We start from the raw sequence: 12516 nt of genomic DNA on the forward strand, positions 1-12516 counted from the left end.
GCAAAAGCATTCCGGAGAAACCCGACGCATGGATTCGTCAGCCAACTCTTTGATTAACCCCGACGCCCGCATGGGCCTCGCCGGCGCGCAGCCCGGCGCCGGTGCGGCTGGTGCCGGCCAGGCCGGCGGCGCAGCGGACCTCGGCGGTCTCGGGGCCAACTTCGGTGGCAACTTCGGCCAGCGTCTGACGGGTCTCGCGCAAATGCGCGGCAACCCGCGCGCCCCGCTGATCTTCGCGGTCGCGCTGCTGGTCGCCGTGGTGGCGGGCCTGTTCCTCTGGTCGAGGGCGCCGGACTACAAGGTGCTGTACAGCAACCTGTCGGATCGCGACGGCGGCGCCATCATCACCGCGCTGCAGGCCGCCAACATCCCCTACAAGTTCTCCGACGCCGGTGGCGCGATCCTCGTGCCGGCCGAGCAGGTGCACGAAATGCGTCTGCGCCTCGCCTCGCAAGGTCTGCCCAAGAGCGGCTCGGTCGGCTTCGAACTGATGGACAACCAGAAGTTCGGCATCAGCCAGTTCGCCGAGCAGATCAACTACCAGCGCGCGCTGGAAGGCGAACTCGAACGCACGGTCGAATCGATTTCCACGGTGAAATCGGCACGCGTGCATCTGGCGATTCCGAAGCCCTCCGTGTTCGTGCGCGACAAGGAAGCGCCGTCCGCCTCCGTGCTGGTCAATCTGTATCCGGGCCGCGTGCTCGACGAAGGTCAGGTGTCGGCGATCACCCATATGGTGTCGTCGGCGGTGCCGGATATGCCGGTCAAGGGCGTGACCATTCTCGACCAGGACGGCAACCTGCTCACGCAGCCGTCCACCGGCGGCGGCCTGGATGCCTCGCAACTGAAGTATCGTCAGCAGATCGAACGCAACACCCAGCAGCGCGTCGACGCGATCCTCGCGCCGCTGTTCGGCTCGGGCAACGCCCATTCGCAGGTCAGTGCCGATGTCGACTTCTCGAACAGCGAGCAGACCTCCGAGAACTACGGTCCCAACGGCAACCCGCAACAGGCGGCGATCCGCAGCCAGCAATCGAGCACGGCCACCGAAATGTCGCAGGGCGGCGCTTCGGGCGTGCCGGGCGCGCTGTCGAACCAGCCGCCGCAGCCGGCCTCGGCACCGATCAACGCGCCGAACGGCGCAAGCGGCGTGACCACCACGCCGGTCAGCGACCGCAAGGATTCGACCACCAACTACGAACTCGACAAGACCGTGCGCCACATCGAACGTCCGATGGGCGGCATCAAGCGTCTGTCGGTCGCGGTGGTGGTCAACTACATGCGCGTGGTCGACGCCAAGGGCCACGCCACGATGCAGCCGGTGACCGCCGACAAGCTCGCGCAAGTCAACCAGCTGGTGAAGGACGCGATGGGCTTCGACGCCGCGCGCGGCGACTCGGTCAACGTGGTCAACAGCCCGTTCACCGCCGACGTCGACCCGAACGCCGATGTGCCGTGGTGGCGCACGCCGGACATGATCGCGCTCGCCAAGCAGATCGCGACCTACGTCGGTATCGGCCTCGTCGCCCTGTTCCTTTACTTCGTGATGGTGAAGCCGGCGCTGCGCCGCGCCTTCCCGCCGCCGCCGGAGCCGATCACCGCCGAGGCACTGCTGTCCTCGGAAGAGCCGATCCTGCTGGATGGCATTCCGGCTGCCGAGCGGGCGGGCGCGCAGTCGGTCGCAGAACTGGAAACCGACTCCGAATTGCTGGCGCTGGATAGTGCCAAGCACAAATACGAGCGGAACCTGGAGTTCGCACGCAACATCGCGCGCCAGGATCCGAAGATCGTTGCAACCGTCGTGAAAAATTGGGTGTCTGATGAGCGCTGAAGGCGTAGTGAAGAGCGCGCTCCTGCTGATGTCGATCGGTGAGGAAGAAGCCGCGCAGGTGTTCAAGTTCCTCGGGCCACGCGAAGTCCAGAAGATCGGCGTCGCGATGGCTGCACTGAAGAACGTGACCCGCGAGCAGGTCGACGAAGTTCTGCAGGAGTTCGTGCGTGAAGCGGAAACGCACACCGGCATGTCGCTCGATTCGAACGAGTACATCCGCTCGGTGCTGACCAAGGCGCTCGGCGACGACAAGGCCGGCGCGATCATCGACCGGATTCTGCAGGGCAGCGATACGAGCGGGATCGAGGGTCTCAAGTGGATGGACTCCGCCGCGGTCGCGGAGCTCATCAAGAACGAGCATCCGCAGATCATCTCGACCATCCTGGTTCACCTGGACCGGGATCAGGCTTCGGAAATCGTCGCCTGCTTCACCGAGCGACTGCGTAACGACGTGCTGCTGCGCATCGCGACACTCGACGGCATCCAGCCGGCTGCGCTGCGCGAACTCGACGACGTGCTCACCGGCCTTCTGTCGGGCAGCGACAACCTCAAACGCAGCCCGATGGGTGGTATCCGCACGGCGGCCGAAATTCTCAACTTCATGTCGAGCAACCATGAAGAAGGCGTCATCGAGAATGTCCGCCAGTACGACGCGGAACTCGCGCAAAAGATCATCGATCAGATGTTCGTGTTCGAGAACCTGCTCGACCTGGAAGACCGCGCGATCCAGCTGCTGCTGAAGGAAGTCGAGTCCGAGGCGTTGATCATCTCGCTGAAGGGCGCCGCGCCCGCGCTGCGTCAGAAGTTCCTGTCGAACATGTCGCAGCGTGCTGCCGAACTGCTCGCCGAAGACCTCGATGCGCGCGGCCCGGTGCGCGTCTCCGAAGTCGAGACGCAGCAGCGCCGCATCCTGCAGATCGTGCGCAATCTGGCGGAAGGCGGCCAGATCGCACTAGGCGGCAAGGCCGAAGATGCTTATGTCTGATCAGAACTCCGCGGCGAAGGAAAGCCTCTCGGCCTACCAGCGCTGGGAGATGGCCTCGTTCGATCCGGCACCCCCGCCGCCGCCGCCCGAACCCGAAGTCGACGACGGCGCATTCGAAGCCGAACTCGAACGCCTGCGCGACGCCGCCCACGCCCAGGGCGTGGCGACCGGCCACGTGGCCGGTCAGGCGCTCGGCTATCAGGCCGGCTACGACCAGGGCCATGCGCAAGGTTTCGAGCAAGGTCAGGCCGAAGCACGCGAAGAAGCGGCGCGGCTTGCCGCGCTCGCCGTGACGTTCAAGGATGCGCTCGAAGGCGCCCAGGGCGCGATTTCGGAGACGCTGGTCGCACTGGCGCTGGACATCGCCCATCAGGTGGTGCGCCAGCACGTGCAGCACGATCCGACGGCACTGATCGCCGCCGCGCGCGAGGTGCTCGCGAGCGAGCCGACGCTGATCGGTGCGCCGGCCCTGATCGTGAGTCCCGCCGATCTGCCGGTGGTCGAAGCCTATCTGATGGAAGAACTGCAAACGCGCGGCTGGACCGTGCGTACCGATCCGGCGGTGGAGCGCGGCGGCTGCCGCGCGCAAGCCAGCACCGGTGAAGTGGACGCGGGTATCGACACGCGCTGGGAGCGCGTCGCCGCCGCTCTCGGCAAGGTGAGCACATGGTGAAGCCGACGCTCGAAGAAATCCGCGCCAGCGATCTGACGCCGCTCGAACGCGAGCTGGCGCTGGCCTCGTTCGGCGCCGAAGCGCTGGCCGATGTGCCGGCAGCCGAGGCGGCTGCGGCAACTGCGGCAACCGCCGCGCCGCGCTCGCCGAGCCAGCCGCATCCGGCCAGCGGCGCAGCCGCCAGCCGTGAATCGGCGGCCGCCGCGAATCGCGAGCCGGCTACTTCGAGTCCTGCTGCCACGCCTGCTTCCTTCCCGCCCTACGATCCCGCCCTCGACAGCAACCCGCACATGCAAGCCTGGCGCGGCCGGCTCGACGCACTGCGCGCCCGCAATGCGATCGCCAAGCCGATGCGCGCCTGCGGCCGCCTCACGCGCGCCGCCGGTCTGGTGCTGGAGGCGGTCGGCCTGCGCCTGTCGGTGGGCGCTGAAGTGATGATCGAATTGCCGCCCGGCAGTTCGCTGTCGATGGCCGAAGCTGAAGTCGTAGGCTTCTCCGGCGACAAACTGTTTTTGATGCCGACCACCGAAGTGATCGGCCTCCTGCCCGGCGCGCGCGTGTATCCGCTAGAAAGCGCGCCGATCGCCGATCCGATGGCGGGCGCCAAGCGCCTGCCGGTCGGCTGGGAATTGCTCGGCCGCGTGCTCGACGCATCCGGCCGTCCGCTCGACGGACTCGGCCCGCTCGGCACGCACGCCGATGCGCCGCTGTCGTCGCCCGTCATCAACCCGCTGCATCGCGAGCCGATTCACAAGGTGCTCGACGTCGGCGTGCGCGCCATCAACGCGCTGCTGACCGTGGGCCGTGGCCAGCGTATGGGCCTGTTCGCCGGTTCGGGCGTCGGCAAATCGGTGCTGCTCGGCACGATGGCGCGCTACACCAGCGCCGAAGTGATCGTGATCGGGCTGATCGGCGAACGCGGCCGCGAAGTGAAGGAATTCATCGAACAGATTCTCGGTGAGGAAGGTCTCGCGCGCTCCGTGGTGATCGCCGCGCCCGCCGACGTCTCGCCGCTGCTGCGGATGCAGGCCGCGTCGTACTCGACCTCGCTCGCCGAATATTTCCGCGATCAGGGCAAGCACGTTTTGCTGCTGATGGATTCGCTGACCCGCTACGCGATGGCGCAGCGCGAGATCGCGCTGGCCGTGGGCGAGCCGCCGGCGACCAAGGGCTATCCGCCTTCGGTGTTCGCCAAGCTGCCGGCGCTGGTCGAGCGCACCGGCAATGGTCGGGCGGGCGGCGGTTCGATCACCGCGTTCTACACCGTGCTGACCGAAGGCGACGACCAGCAGGATCCGATCGCCGACTCGGCGCGCGCGATTCTGGACGGTCACATCGTCTTGTCGCGCTCGCTCGCCGAGGCCGGCCACTATCCGGCGATCGACATCGAAGCCTCGATTAGCCGGGCAATGACCGCGCTGATCGACGACAACCATCTGGACAAGACGCGTATGTTCAAGCAGATGCTGTCGCGCTATCAGCGCAACCGCGATCTGATCAACGTCGGCGCGTATTCGAGCGGGCGCGACGCGCTGCTCGACCGGGCGATCGCCCTGTATCCGCGGATGGAAGCATTTTTGCAGCAAGGTTTTCGCGAATGCGCGAACTTTGAACCGAGTATCGAGATGCTGGACGCGCTGTTTGCCCAGGGAGGCTGACGATGGCGAAACACTTTCCGATCAAGACACTCATTGGTCTGGCGCAGGACGATGTCGACGCCGCCGCCCAACGTCTGGGCCGCGCGCAGCGCGAGCGCAACGACGTGAACGGGCAGCTCGAATCGCTCGTGCAGTACCGCGACGAATACCACGCGCGTTTCACGGCCACGGCCCAGACGGGCATGCCGGCCGGCAACATGCGCAATTTCCAGGCATTCATCGACACGCTCGACGCCGCCATCGACCAGCAGCGCAACCTGCTGAAAATCGCCGATGCGCGCGTCGAAGCCGCCAAGCCCGACTGGCAACGCCAGAAGCAGAAGCTCGGCTCGTATGAAGTGCTGCAGGCGCGCGGCGAGGCAGCCGAAGCGAAAACCGTGGCGCGGCGCGATCAACGCGACGCCGACGAACACGCCGCACGAATCCTGAGGATGCGCGCCGAAGGCGTGTGAGGCGCATGAGCGCCGCCTCGATTGACTGAACACATCGTTTGACGGATTGACGGGATTTCCTATGTCGCTTGTTTCACAGATCGGTTCGCTGCTCGGCAACGCCAGCAGCACGTCCACCACCGCGGCGCTGGCTGCCGCGGCGAACGCTGCGCCGTTCTCGCAGACCTTGCAGCAGAGCATCGCCCTGCAAAACAGCGTGGCCGCGCAAACCGCGCGTCAACAGCAACAACAGCAGGCGGCAGCAGCGACGCCGGCGCCGGCTCCGGCGCCCTCCTCCGCGTCTTCGTCGAGCGTGCATGACGCGCCGCCGCCGGCCGATCCGTCGACGAAGAGCCCGAGCGACGCGAGCAACAGCACCAGTGGCAGCAAGGACGGCAGCAGTTCGACGAACAGCGCGTCCTCGGCGTCGTCGTCGTCGGGCAATGCGCAGCAGGCGTCGAACGGCGGCAGCAACACGAGCGCCGCGACGTCGAAGTCCGCCAATGGCGCTAACCAGACCACGACGGCTACGGCTACGGCGGCTGCGGCAGCCGCGGCGCAAGCCCAGGCACAAGCTCAGGCACAAGCCGACGCGACCAGCGCGACGACGCCGGCCACCACCGATCCGGCCGCCGCGCTGGCTGACGCGACAACCGACCTGACGGGTACGGGCACGGACGGTACGAGCGGCACCACCACGGGCAAGAAAGCTACGTCGACCGATTCGAAGTCGGCGCAGGACGCTTTGCAGGCGGCGTTGGCCGCGCTGGCGAACGCGCAGGGCATGGTTCCGGCGCAGGCGCTGGCCAGCGGCGCGGCGGCCAATGCGGCGGCTGCGACGGGTCAATCCGGCACGGGCACGGGGCTGAACGGGACGTCGGACGGCAAGTTGCTGGGGACGGGTTTGTTTGGCGACGGCAAGGGCTCCAACGCAGCGAAAACCAGTTTGACGGCAACCACGACGACGGTGGCCGACCCGTCCGCTGCGTCCCAGGCGGCGGCAGATGCCTTGACGGCGTCGGCAGCCGGTGGCGCGCAGGCTGACGATCTGGCGTCGTTCAAAACGGCGGCCGATGCGGCGACGGCAGCGCTTGCGGCATCGCAAGCGGCGGCGAGTGCGGCGAGCACGACGGCGGCGGCGCAGACCACGGGCAATGCGGGCGCGGCGGAAGCGGCGAATGCGTTGGCGCCGCAGGTCGGCACGTCTGACTGGGAGGATGCGCTGGGCCAGAAGGTGGTGTTTCTGTCGAATGCGCATACGCAGAGTGCCGAGCTGACTTTGAACCCGAAGGATCTGGGGCCGCTACAGGTTGTGTTGCAGGTTGCCGATAACCATGCACATGCGTTGTTTGTTTCGCAGCATCAGTCGGTGCGGGAGGCCGTCGAGGCGGCCCTGCCGAAGTTGCGCGAGGCGATGGAGTCGAACGGGATCGGGTTGGGGAGCGCTAGCGTGAGTGATGGGTTTGCTCGCCAGAGTAGCGGTCAACAGAATGCCGGGTCTCAGGGGTCGGGCGGGCGCTCTGGTGGCGCTGGGAGTTCGTTTGCCGGTGGCGCTGGGGGGGATTCGGTTTCCAGTGTGGCTGAGGTGCCGGTTCGGCGGACGGTTGGGTTGGTGGATACGTTTGCTTGAGGTTTTGCTGGTTAAGGGACGGTTCTTGGCCTTTCCTTGAATTCGCGGTGGTCTATTGGCGTTGCCCCTGTGCGGGGCGGCACTCACTTTCTTTGCGGCCGCAAAGAAAGTAAGCAAAGAAAGCGGCTCACACCGCTAGCTCATAAGTGGGAGCCCCTGGCTCGGAGGAGGTAGTGGCCCATCTGGAGTCCGTCACCTCGCACACTTCGCGCTAGTGACAAGGCAGTCATCCATCCCGCCCCGCGCTCCGCGCGCAGCGGCCGGGTCGCCCCAAAAACCACGGTTTGGGGATGTCCCCGGGGGCGCGCGTAGCGCCGCCGGAAGAATGACTGCTTTGTCACGAGCGCGAAGTGCGCGACAACACGGATTCCAGATGGGCCGCTACCGCGACGGTGCGAGGGCCCCGCTCATGAGCTGGCGGTGTGAGCCGCTTTCTTTGCTTACTTTCTTTGCGGCCGCAAAGAAAGTGAGTGCCGCCCCGCACAGGGGCAACGCCAATAGACCACCGTGACCTCAAGGAAAGGCCAAAGGCCAAAAACCAAAGACCAGGCAATATCCAGACAACGAGAGAAAACCTTAATAACCAGAGATAGCCAACAATAACCCTTCTTTTCGACCCATCGCATCGCAGGCAAATCAACAACAATCACCATCACCAGCACTAAAGGCAAGCAAAGCAAACCTCATGGCAACCACAACCGCAAACCAGCAAGCCGCACCGGCATCGCCGGGCCCCTTGAAGCGCATCATCCTGATCGTCCTCATCGCGATCATCGCCGCAGGCGCAGCCGGCGCGGGTATGTGGTTCTTCATGTCCAAACGCGCGCCCGCCGCGGCCTCGTCGGCAGAAGCCGCGCCCGCTCCCGCCGCGGTGCCGCTGTTCTTCCCGCTCGAATCGATGACCGTCAACCTGCAATCGGACGACGGCCAGCAGCATTTCCTGCGCATCGGCCTGACGCTCAAGCTCAACGACGCCAAGACCCAGCAGCAACTCACCGACCATATGCCGGAAGTGCGCAGCCGTATCCTGCTCGCCCTGTCCAACAAGCACCCCGACGAACTCGCGCCGCTCGACGGCAAACGCGCGCTCGCCACCGAACTCAAGACGCTGATCGAGCAACCGACCGACAAGGCCGATGCACCGATCCACGTTCAGGATGTGTTGTTCACCGAATTTGTCGTGCAGTGACGTGACGTCATTCAGCGCAGCCATCATTAACCGCCACGGGACGCACGAGGAATAAGGAATGGGCCACGAAGAGTTCATGTCCCAGGAGGAGGTCGATGCCCTCCTCAAGGGCGTAACCGGCGAGTCCGACTCAGAAGCGGATAACAGCGACCGTTCGGGCGTACGCCCGTACAACATCGCGACGCAGGAACGCATCGTACGCGGCCGGATGCCCGGCCTCGAAATCATCAACGACCGCTTCGCGCGCCTGTTGCGCGTCGGCATTTTCAACTTCATGCGGCGTTCGGCGGAAATCTCCGTCGGTCCGGTGAAGGTGCAGAAGTACAGCGAATTCACCCGCAACCTGCCGATCCCGACGAACCTGAATCTGGTCCACGTGAAGCCGCTGCGCGGCACCTCGCTGTTCGTGTTCGACCCGAATCTGGTGTTCTTCGTGGTCGACAACCTGTTCGGCGGCGACGGGCGTTTCCATACCCGCGTCGAAGGCCGTGATTTCACGCAGACCGAACAGCGCATCATCAACAAGTTGCTGAACCTGGTGTTCGACAACTACACGGCGTCGTGGAAGAGCGTGCGTCCGCTGCAGTTCGAATACGTGCGCTCGGAAATGCACACGCAGTTTGCCAACGTGGCGACGCCGAACGAAATCGTCATCGTCACGCAGTTCTCGATCGAGTTCGGCTCGACCGGCGGCACGCTGCACATCTGCATGCCGTATTCGATGATCGAACCGATCCGCGACATCCTGTCCTCGCCGATCCAGGGCGAGGCGCTCGAAGTCGACCGTCGCTGGGTTCGCGTGCTGTCGCAGCAGGTGCAAGCGGCGGAAGTCGAACTGACGGCAGACCTCGCGCAGGTGCCCATCACGTTCGAACAGATCCTGAACATGCGCAAGGGCGATGTTCTGCCGATCAACATCCCCGAACACATCACGGCGAAAGTCGATGGCGTGCCGGTGATGGAGTGCGGCTACGGAATTTTCAATGGTCAGTACGCGTTGCGGGTCCAGAAAATGATCAGCGCAGCCGACACGATGAAGGAAGGTGGATATGAGTGACGTGAACGCAAAGCCTGAGGCCGAACTGGCCGGCGGCGAGCCGCAATTGGCCGCCGACGCAGCCAGCACCGAAGACGAAGCGGCGATGGCCGACTGGGCGAGCGCCCTGGCCGAACAGAACGACAACACGGAAGTCAGCGCGACCACGGCCGGCGTGTTCCAGCCGCTCTCGAAGGTCGTCGAGCCGACCTCGACGCGCAACGACATCGAGATGATTCTGGACATCCCCGTCCAGATGACCGTCGAACTCGGCCGCACCAAGATCGCGATCCGCAACCTGCTGCAACTCGCGCAAGGTTCGGTGGTGGAACTGGACGGCATGGCCGGCGAACCGATGGACGTGCTGGTGAACGGCTGTCTGATCGCCCAGGGCGAAGTGGTGGTGGTGAACGACAAGTTCGGTATCCGTCTGACCGACATCATCACGCCGTCCGAACGCATCCGGAAGCTGAATCGATGAAACGCATTGCCGGCCGCGCCGCACTCGCGGCCATCGCCTCGATCGTCACGTTCGCCGCCCACGCGGCGGACATGAACGCGGTCAACAACGCGGCGAAGATCGCCTCGGGTGTCGGCGCCGGCACAGCGGTTCCGTCGCTCGGCGTCGGCGCGGTGTTGCAAACGATCGTCGGCCTGCTGGTCGTGATCGGTCTGGTGTTCGCCTGCGCATGGCTCGCGCGCCGCTTCGGCTTGCAGCCCGCCAATCGCGGCGGCCTCGTGAAGACGATTGGCGGCGCTTCGCTCGGCGGCAAGGAGCGGGTCGCGGTGGTCGAGATCGGCGATACGTGGCTCGTGCTCGGCACGGCGCCGGGCAACGTACGGCTGCTTCATACGATGCCGGCCGGTTCGACCTCCGTCGATGCGGTTGGCGGCACGCAACCGGCAGCGGCGGCGCAAAACACGGGCACCGCACTGCCCGGCACCTTCGGCCAGCGCTTTCGCGATGCATTGAAAGGCGAAGTTGGCAAACGTTTCAATGGGCAAGGCAACGGGGTTCGGTAATGCAGTTCAGTCTTCCTTCGGCGCGTCACGCGCAATCCGCCCGCGTGTCCGGCGCTGTCTCCAAAGTCACTTCAGTTTTGCGCCGCGTGGCGCCAGTCGCCGTCCCGGCACTGATGCTCGCGCTGCCTGGCCTGTCGTTCGCGCAAGCCGCCGGTTTGCCGGCCTTCAACACGAGCCCCGGTCCGAACGGCGGTACGACCTACTCGCTGAGCGTGCAGACGATGCTGCTGCTCACGATGCTGTCGTTCCTGCCGGCGATGGTCCTGATGATGACGAGCTTCACGCGCATCATCATCGTGTTGTCGCTGCTGCGCCAGGCGCTCGGCACGACCACCACGCCGCCGAACCAGGTGCTCGTGGGACTGGCACTGTTTCTCACGCTGTTCGTCATGTCGCCGGTGCTGGACAAGGCCTACAACGACGGCTACAAACCGTTCTCAGACGGCACGATTCCGATGGAAACCGCCGTCAATCGAGGCCTCGCGCCGTTCAAGACCTTCATGCTGCGCCAGACCCGCGAGACCGATCTCGCGCTGTTCGCGCGCATTTCGCACGCGGCGCCGATGCAAGGCCCGGAAGACGTGCCGCTGTCGCTGCTGGTGCCTTCGTTCGTCACCAGCGAGTTGAAAACCGGCTTCCAGATCGGCTTCACGATTTTCATTCCGTTCCTCATCATCGACATGGTGGTGGCGAGCGTGCTGATGTCGATGGGTATGATGATGGTGTCGCCTGCCACCATCTCCTTGCCGTTCAAGCTGATGCTGTTCGTGCTGGTCGACGGCTGGCAACTGCTGCTCGGCTCGCTCGCGCAAAGCTTCGTGTAATCGCGTTCTTCGACCGCGTCCGCGCGCCCTTCCCGCTTCCGGTTCTATTGCCATGAATCAAGAATCCGTCATGACACTCGCGCACCAGGCCATGTACGTCGGCCTGTTGCTCGCCGCGCCGCTGCTGCTGGTCGCGCTGGTGGTCGGTCTGGTGGTGAGCCTGTTCCAGGCCGCTACGCAGATCAACGAAACCACCCTGTCGTTCATTCCCAAGCTGCTCGCCATCGCGATCACGATGGTGATCGCCGGGCCGTGGATGCTGACGACCATGCTCGACTATCTGCGCCAGACGCTCACCAACATTCCGACGCTCGTCAACTAGGCGCCACTTGGCGCCTGGTCACCTCGCTTCGCTCTCCGTCAGCCCACGATAGGCCGCCCCCGCCGTCATGTTCTCCGTCACCTACGCGCAACTGAACGGCTGGCTCACCGCATTTTTGTGGCCCTTCGTGCGCATCCTTGCGCTGATGGCCACTGCGCCGGTGCTCGGCAACCGCTCGCTGCCGCTGCGCGTCAAGATCGGCCTGTCGGCCTTCATCACGATCATCGTCGCGCCGACGCTCGGTGCCATGCCGCAGGTCACCGTGTTCTCCGCCCAGGGCGTGTGGATCATCGTCAACCAGTTTCTGATCGGGATCGCGCTCGGCCTGACCATGCAGATCGTCTTCCAGGCGGTGGCCGCGACCGGCGACTTCGTGGGCCTCGGCATGGGTCTGGGCTTTGCAACCTTCTTCGATCCGCAGGCCAGCAGTACGAGCCAGGTGCTCGCCAGCTACATGAACACGATAGCGATGCTGGTGTTCCTCGTGATCGACGGTCACCTGCAGATGATCGGTGCATTGCTCGCCACCTTCCAGTCCGTCCCGGTCGCGGCGAACATTCTCGGCGCGCCCGGCTGGCGCACGCTGGCAAATTTCGGCGGGATGATCTTCTCGGCCGGTTTGCTGCTGTCGCTGCCGGTGGTGGCGGCGCTCCTCATCACCAATCTGGCGCTCGGCATCCTGAACCGCGCAGCGCCGCAAATCGGCGTGTTCCAGATCGGCTTCCCGCTCACCATGCTGATGGGCATGCTGCTTCTGCAACTGATGATCCCGAACATGATCCCGTTCTTTTCGCGGCTTTTCGCCGTCGGCATCGATGAGATGGGACGTGTGGCGATGGGATTCAGATAGCGTCCCGCCGCGCGATCGGCGCGGCACGTCACGCAAAAACAGAAAGGGCGGAGCCGGTTCACAC

Annotated in this window: 13 protein-coding genes; all 13 read left to right on the forward strand. The window is 65.0% G+C overall.

The genetic code is table 11. The features are described from left to right. The first annotated feature begins 28 nt into the window (after positions 1 to 28). Positions 29 to 1831: a flagellar basal-body MS-ring/collar protein FliF gene (fliF, locus tag FQ705_RS19310; RefSeq protein ID WP_144143669.1), complete on the forward strand. Its 1803-nt coding sequence runs from the start codon at positions 29 to 31 to the stop codon at positions 1829 to 1831. Next, positions 1821 to 2816, forward strand: coding sequence for a flagellar motor switch protein FliG (fliG, locus tag FQ705_RS19315; protein ID WP_144143670.1), 996 nt, complete (start codon positions 1821 to 1823; stop codon positions 2814 to 2816). Before fliF ends, fliG begins: the two co-directional genes overlap by 11 nt. Then, complete coding sequence (gene fliH / locus FQ705_RS19320) at positions 2803 to 3489, forward strand: flagellar assembly protein FliH (protein ID WP_186307917.1); 687 nt, start codon at positions 2803 to 2805, stop codon at positions 3487 to 3489. The genes fliG and fliH overlap by 14 nt, the downstream gene beginning before the upstream one ends. Then, positions 3483 to 5147: a flagellar protein export ATPase FliI gene (gene fliI, locus FQ705_RS19325; protein WP_144143672.1), complete on the forward strand. Its 1665-nt coding sequence runs from the start codon at positions 3483 to 3485 to the stop codon at positions 5145 to 5147. Before fliH ends, fliI begins: the two co-directional genes overlap by 7 nt. A gap of 2 nt (positions 5148 to 5149) precedes the next feature. Further along, the gene (gene fliJ, locus FQ705_RS19330) at positions 5150 to 5599 is read left to right on the forward strand and encodes a flagellar export protein FliJ (protein ID WP_144143673.1); all 450 of its coding nucleotides are present in this window, start codon (positions 5150 to 5152) and stop codon (positions 5597 to 5599) included. Between the two features lie 61 nt (positions 5600 to 5660). Beyond that, positions 5661 to 7208, forward strand: a complete 1548-nt coding sequence (locus FQ705_RS19335) for a flagellar hook-length control protein FliK (RefSeq protein WP_144143674.1) — start codon at positions 5661 to 5663, stop codon at positions 7206 to 7208. 685 nt (positions 7209 to 7893) lie between these two features. Further along, entirely contained in the window at positions 7894 to 8397 is a 504-nt protein-coding gene (gene fliL, locus FQ705_RS19340; RefSeq protein ID WP_144143675.1) for a flagellar basal body-associated protein FliL, read from the forward strand. Between the two features lie 58 nt (positions 8398 to 8455). Then, positions 8456 to 9454 (forward strand): flagellar motor switch protein FliM, encoded by a 999-nt coding sequence (gene fliM, locus FQ705_RS19345; RefSeq protein WP_144143676.1) that lies wholly within the window; start codon positions 8456 to 8458, stop codon positions 9452 to 9454. Continuing rightward, the gene (gene fliN / locus FQ705_RS19350) at positions 9447 to 9914 is read left to right on the forward strand and encodes a flagellar motor switch protein FliN (RefSeq protein WP_144143677.1); all 468 of its coding nucleotides are present in this window, start codon (positions 9447 to 9449) and stop codon (positions 9912 to 9914) included. The genes fliM and fliN overlap by 8 nt, the downstream gene beginning before the upstream one ends. Continuing rightward, the gene (fliO, locus tag FQ705_RS19355; protein ID WP_144143678.1) at positions 9911 to 10456 is read left to right on the forward strand and encodes a flagellar biosynthetic protein FliO; all 546 of its coding nucleotides are present in this window, start codon (positions 9911 to 9913) and stop codon (positions 10454 to 10456) included. Before fliN ends, fliO begins: the two co-directional genes overlap by 4 nt. After that, positions 10456 to 11280, forward strand: coding sequence for a flagellar type III secretion system pore protein FliP (gene fliP, locus FQ705_RS19360; protein WP_144143679.1), 825 nt, complete (start codon positions 10456 to 10458; stop codon positions 11278 to 11280). The genes fliO and fliP overlap by 1 nt, the downstream gene beginning before the upstream one ends. A 52-nt stretch (positions 11281 to 11332) precedes the next feature. Next, positions 11333 to 11602, forward strand: a complete 270-nt coding sequence (gene fliQ / locus FQ705_RS19365; RefSeq protein WP_144143680.1) for a flagellar biosynthesis protein FliQ — start codon at positions 11333 to 11335, stop codon at positions 11600 to 11602. 67 nt (positions 11603 to 11669) lie between these two features. Then, positions 11670 to 12452: a flagellar biosynthetic protein FliR gene (gene fliR / locus FQ705_RS19370; protein ID WP_144143681.1), complete on the forward strand. Its 783-nt coding sequence runs from the start codon at positions 11670 to 11672 to the stop codon at positions 12450 to 12452. Positions 12453 to 12516: the final 64 nt, after the last annotated feature.

Source organism: Paraburkholderia sp. BCC1884, assembly GCF_900996225.1.
GTDB lineage: Bacteria > Pseudomonadota > Gammaproteobacteria > Burkholderiales > Burkholderiaceae > Paraburkholderia.

Coding starts and splice junctions, on each gene's coding strand:
- fliF (WP_144143669.1), top strand. CDS start 29: ATGGATTCGTCAGCCAACTCTTTGATTAACCCCGACGCCCGCATGGGC.
- fliG (WP_144143670.1), top strand. CDS start 1,821: ATGAGCGCTGAAGGCGTAGTGAAGAGCGCGCTCCTGCTGATGTCGATC.
- fliH (WP_186307917.1), top strand. CDS start 2,803: ATGCTTATGTCTGATCAGAACTCCGCGGCGAAGGAAAGCCTCTCGGCC.
- fliI (WP_144143672.1), top strand. CDS start 3,483: ATGGTGAAGCCGACGCTCGAAGAAATCCGCGCCAGCGATCTGACGCCG.
- fliJ (WP_144143673.1), top strand. CDS start 5,150: ATGGCGAAACACTTTCCGATCAAGACACTCATTGGTCTGGCGCAGGAC.
- FQ705_RS19335 (WP_144143674.1), top strand. CDS start 5,661: ATGTCGCTTGTTTCACAGATCGGTTCGCTGCTCGGCAACGCCAGCAGC.
- fliL (WP_144143675.1), top strand. CDS start 7,894: ATGGCAACCACAACCGCAAACCAGCAAGCCGCACCGGCATCGCCGGGC.
- fliM (WP_144143676.1), top strand. CDS start 8,456: ATGGGCCACGAAGAGTTCATGTCCCAGGAGGAGGTCGATGCCCTCCTC.
- fliN (WP_144143677.1), top strand. CDS start 9,447: ATGAGTGACGTGAACGCAAAGCCTGAGGCCGAACTGGCCGGCGGCGAG.
- fliO (WP_144143678.1), top strand. CDS start 9,911: ATGAAACGCATTGCCGGCCGCGCCGCACTCGCGGCCATCGCCTCGATC.
- fliP (WP_144143679.1), top strand. CDS start 10,456: ATGCAGTTCAGTCTTCCTTCGGCGCGTCACGCGCAATCCGCCCGCGTG.
- fliQ (WP_144143680.1), top strand. CDS start 11,333: ATGAATCAAGAATCCGTCATGACACTCGCGCACCAGGCCATGTACGTC.
- fliR (WP_144143681.1), top strand. CDS start 11,670: ATGTTCTCCGTCACCTACGCGCAACTGAACGGCTGGCTCACCGCATTT.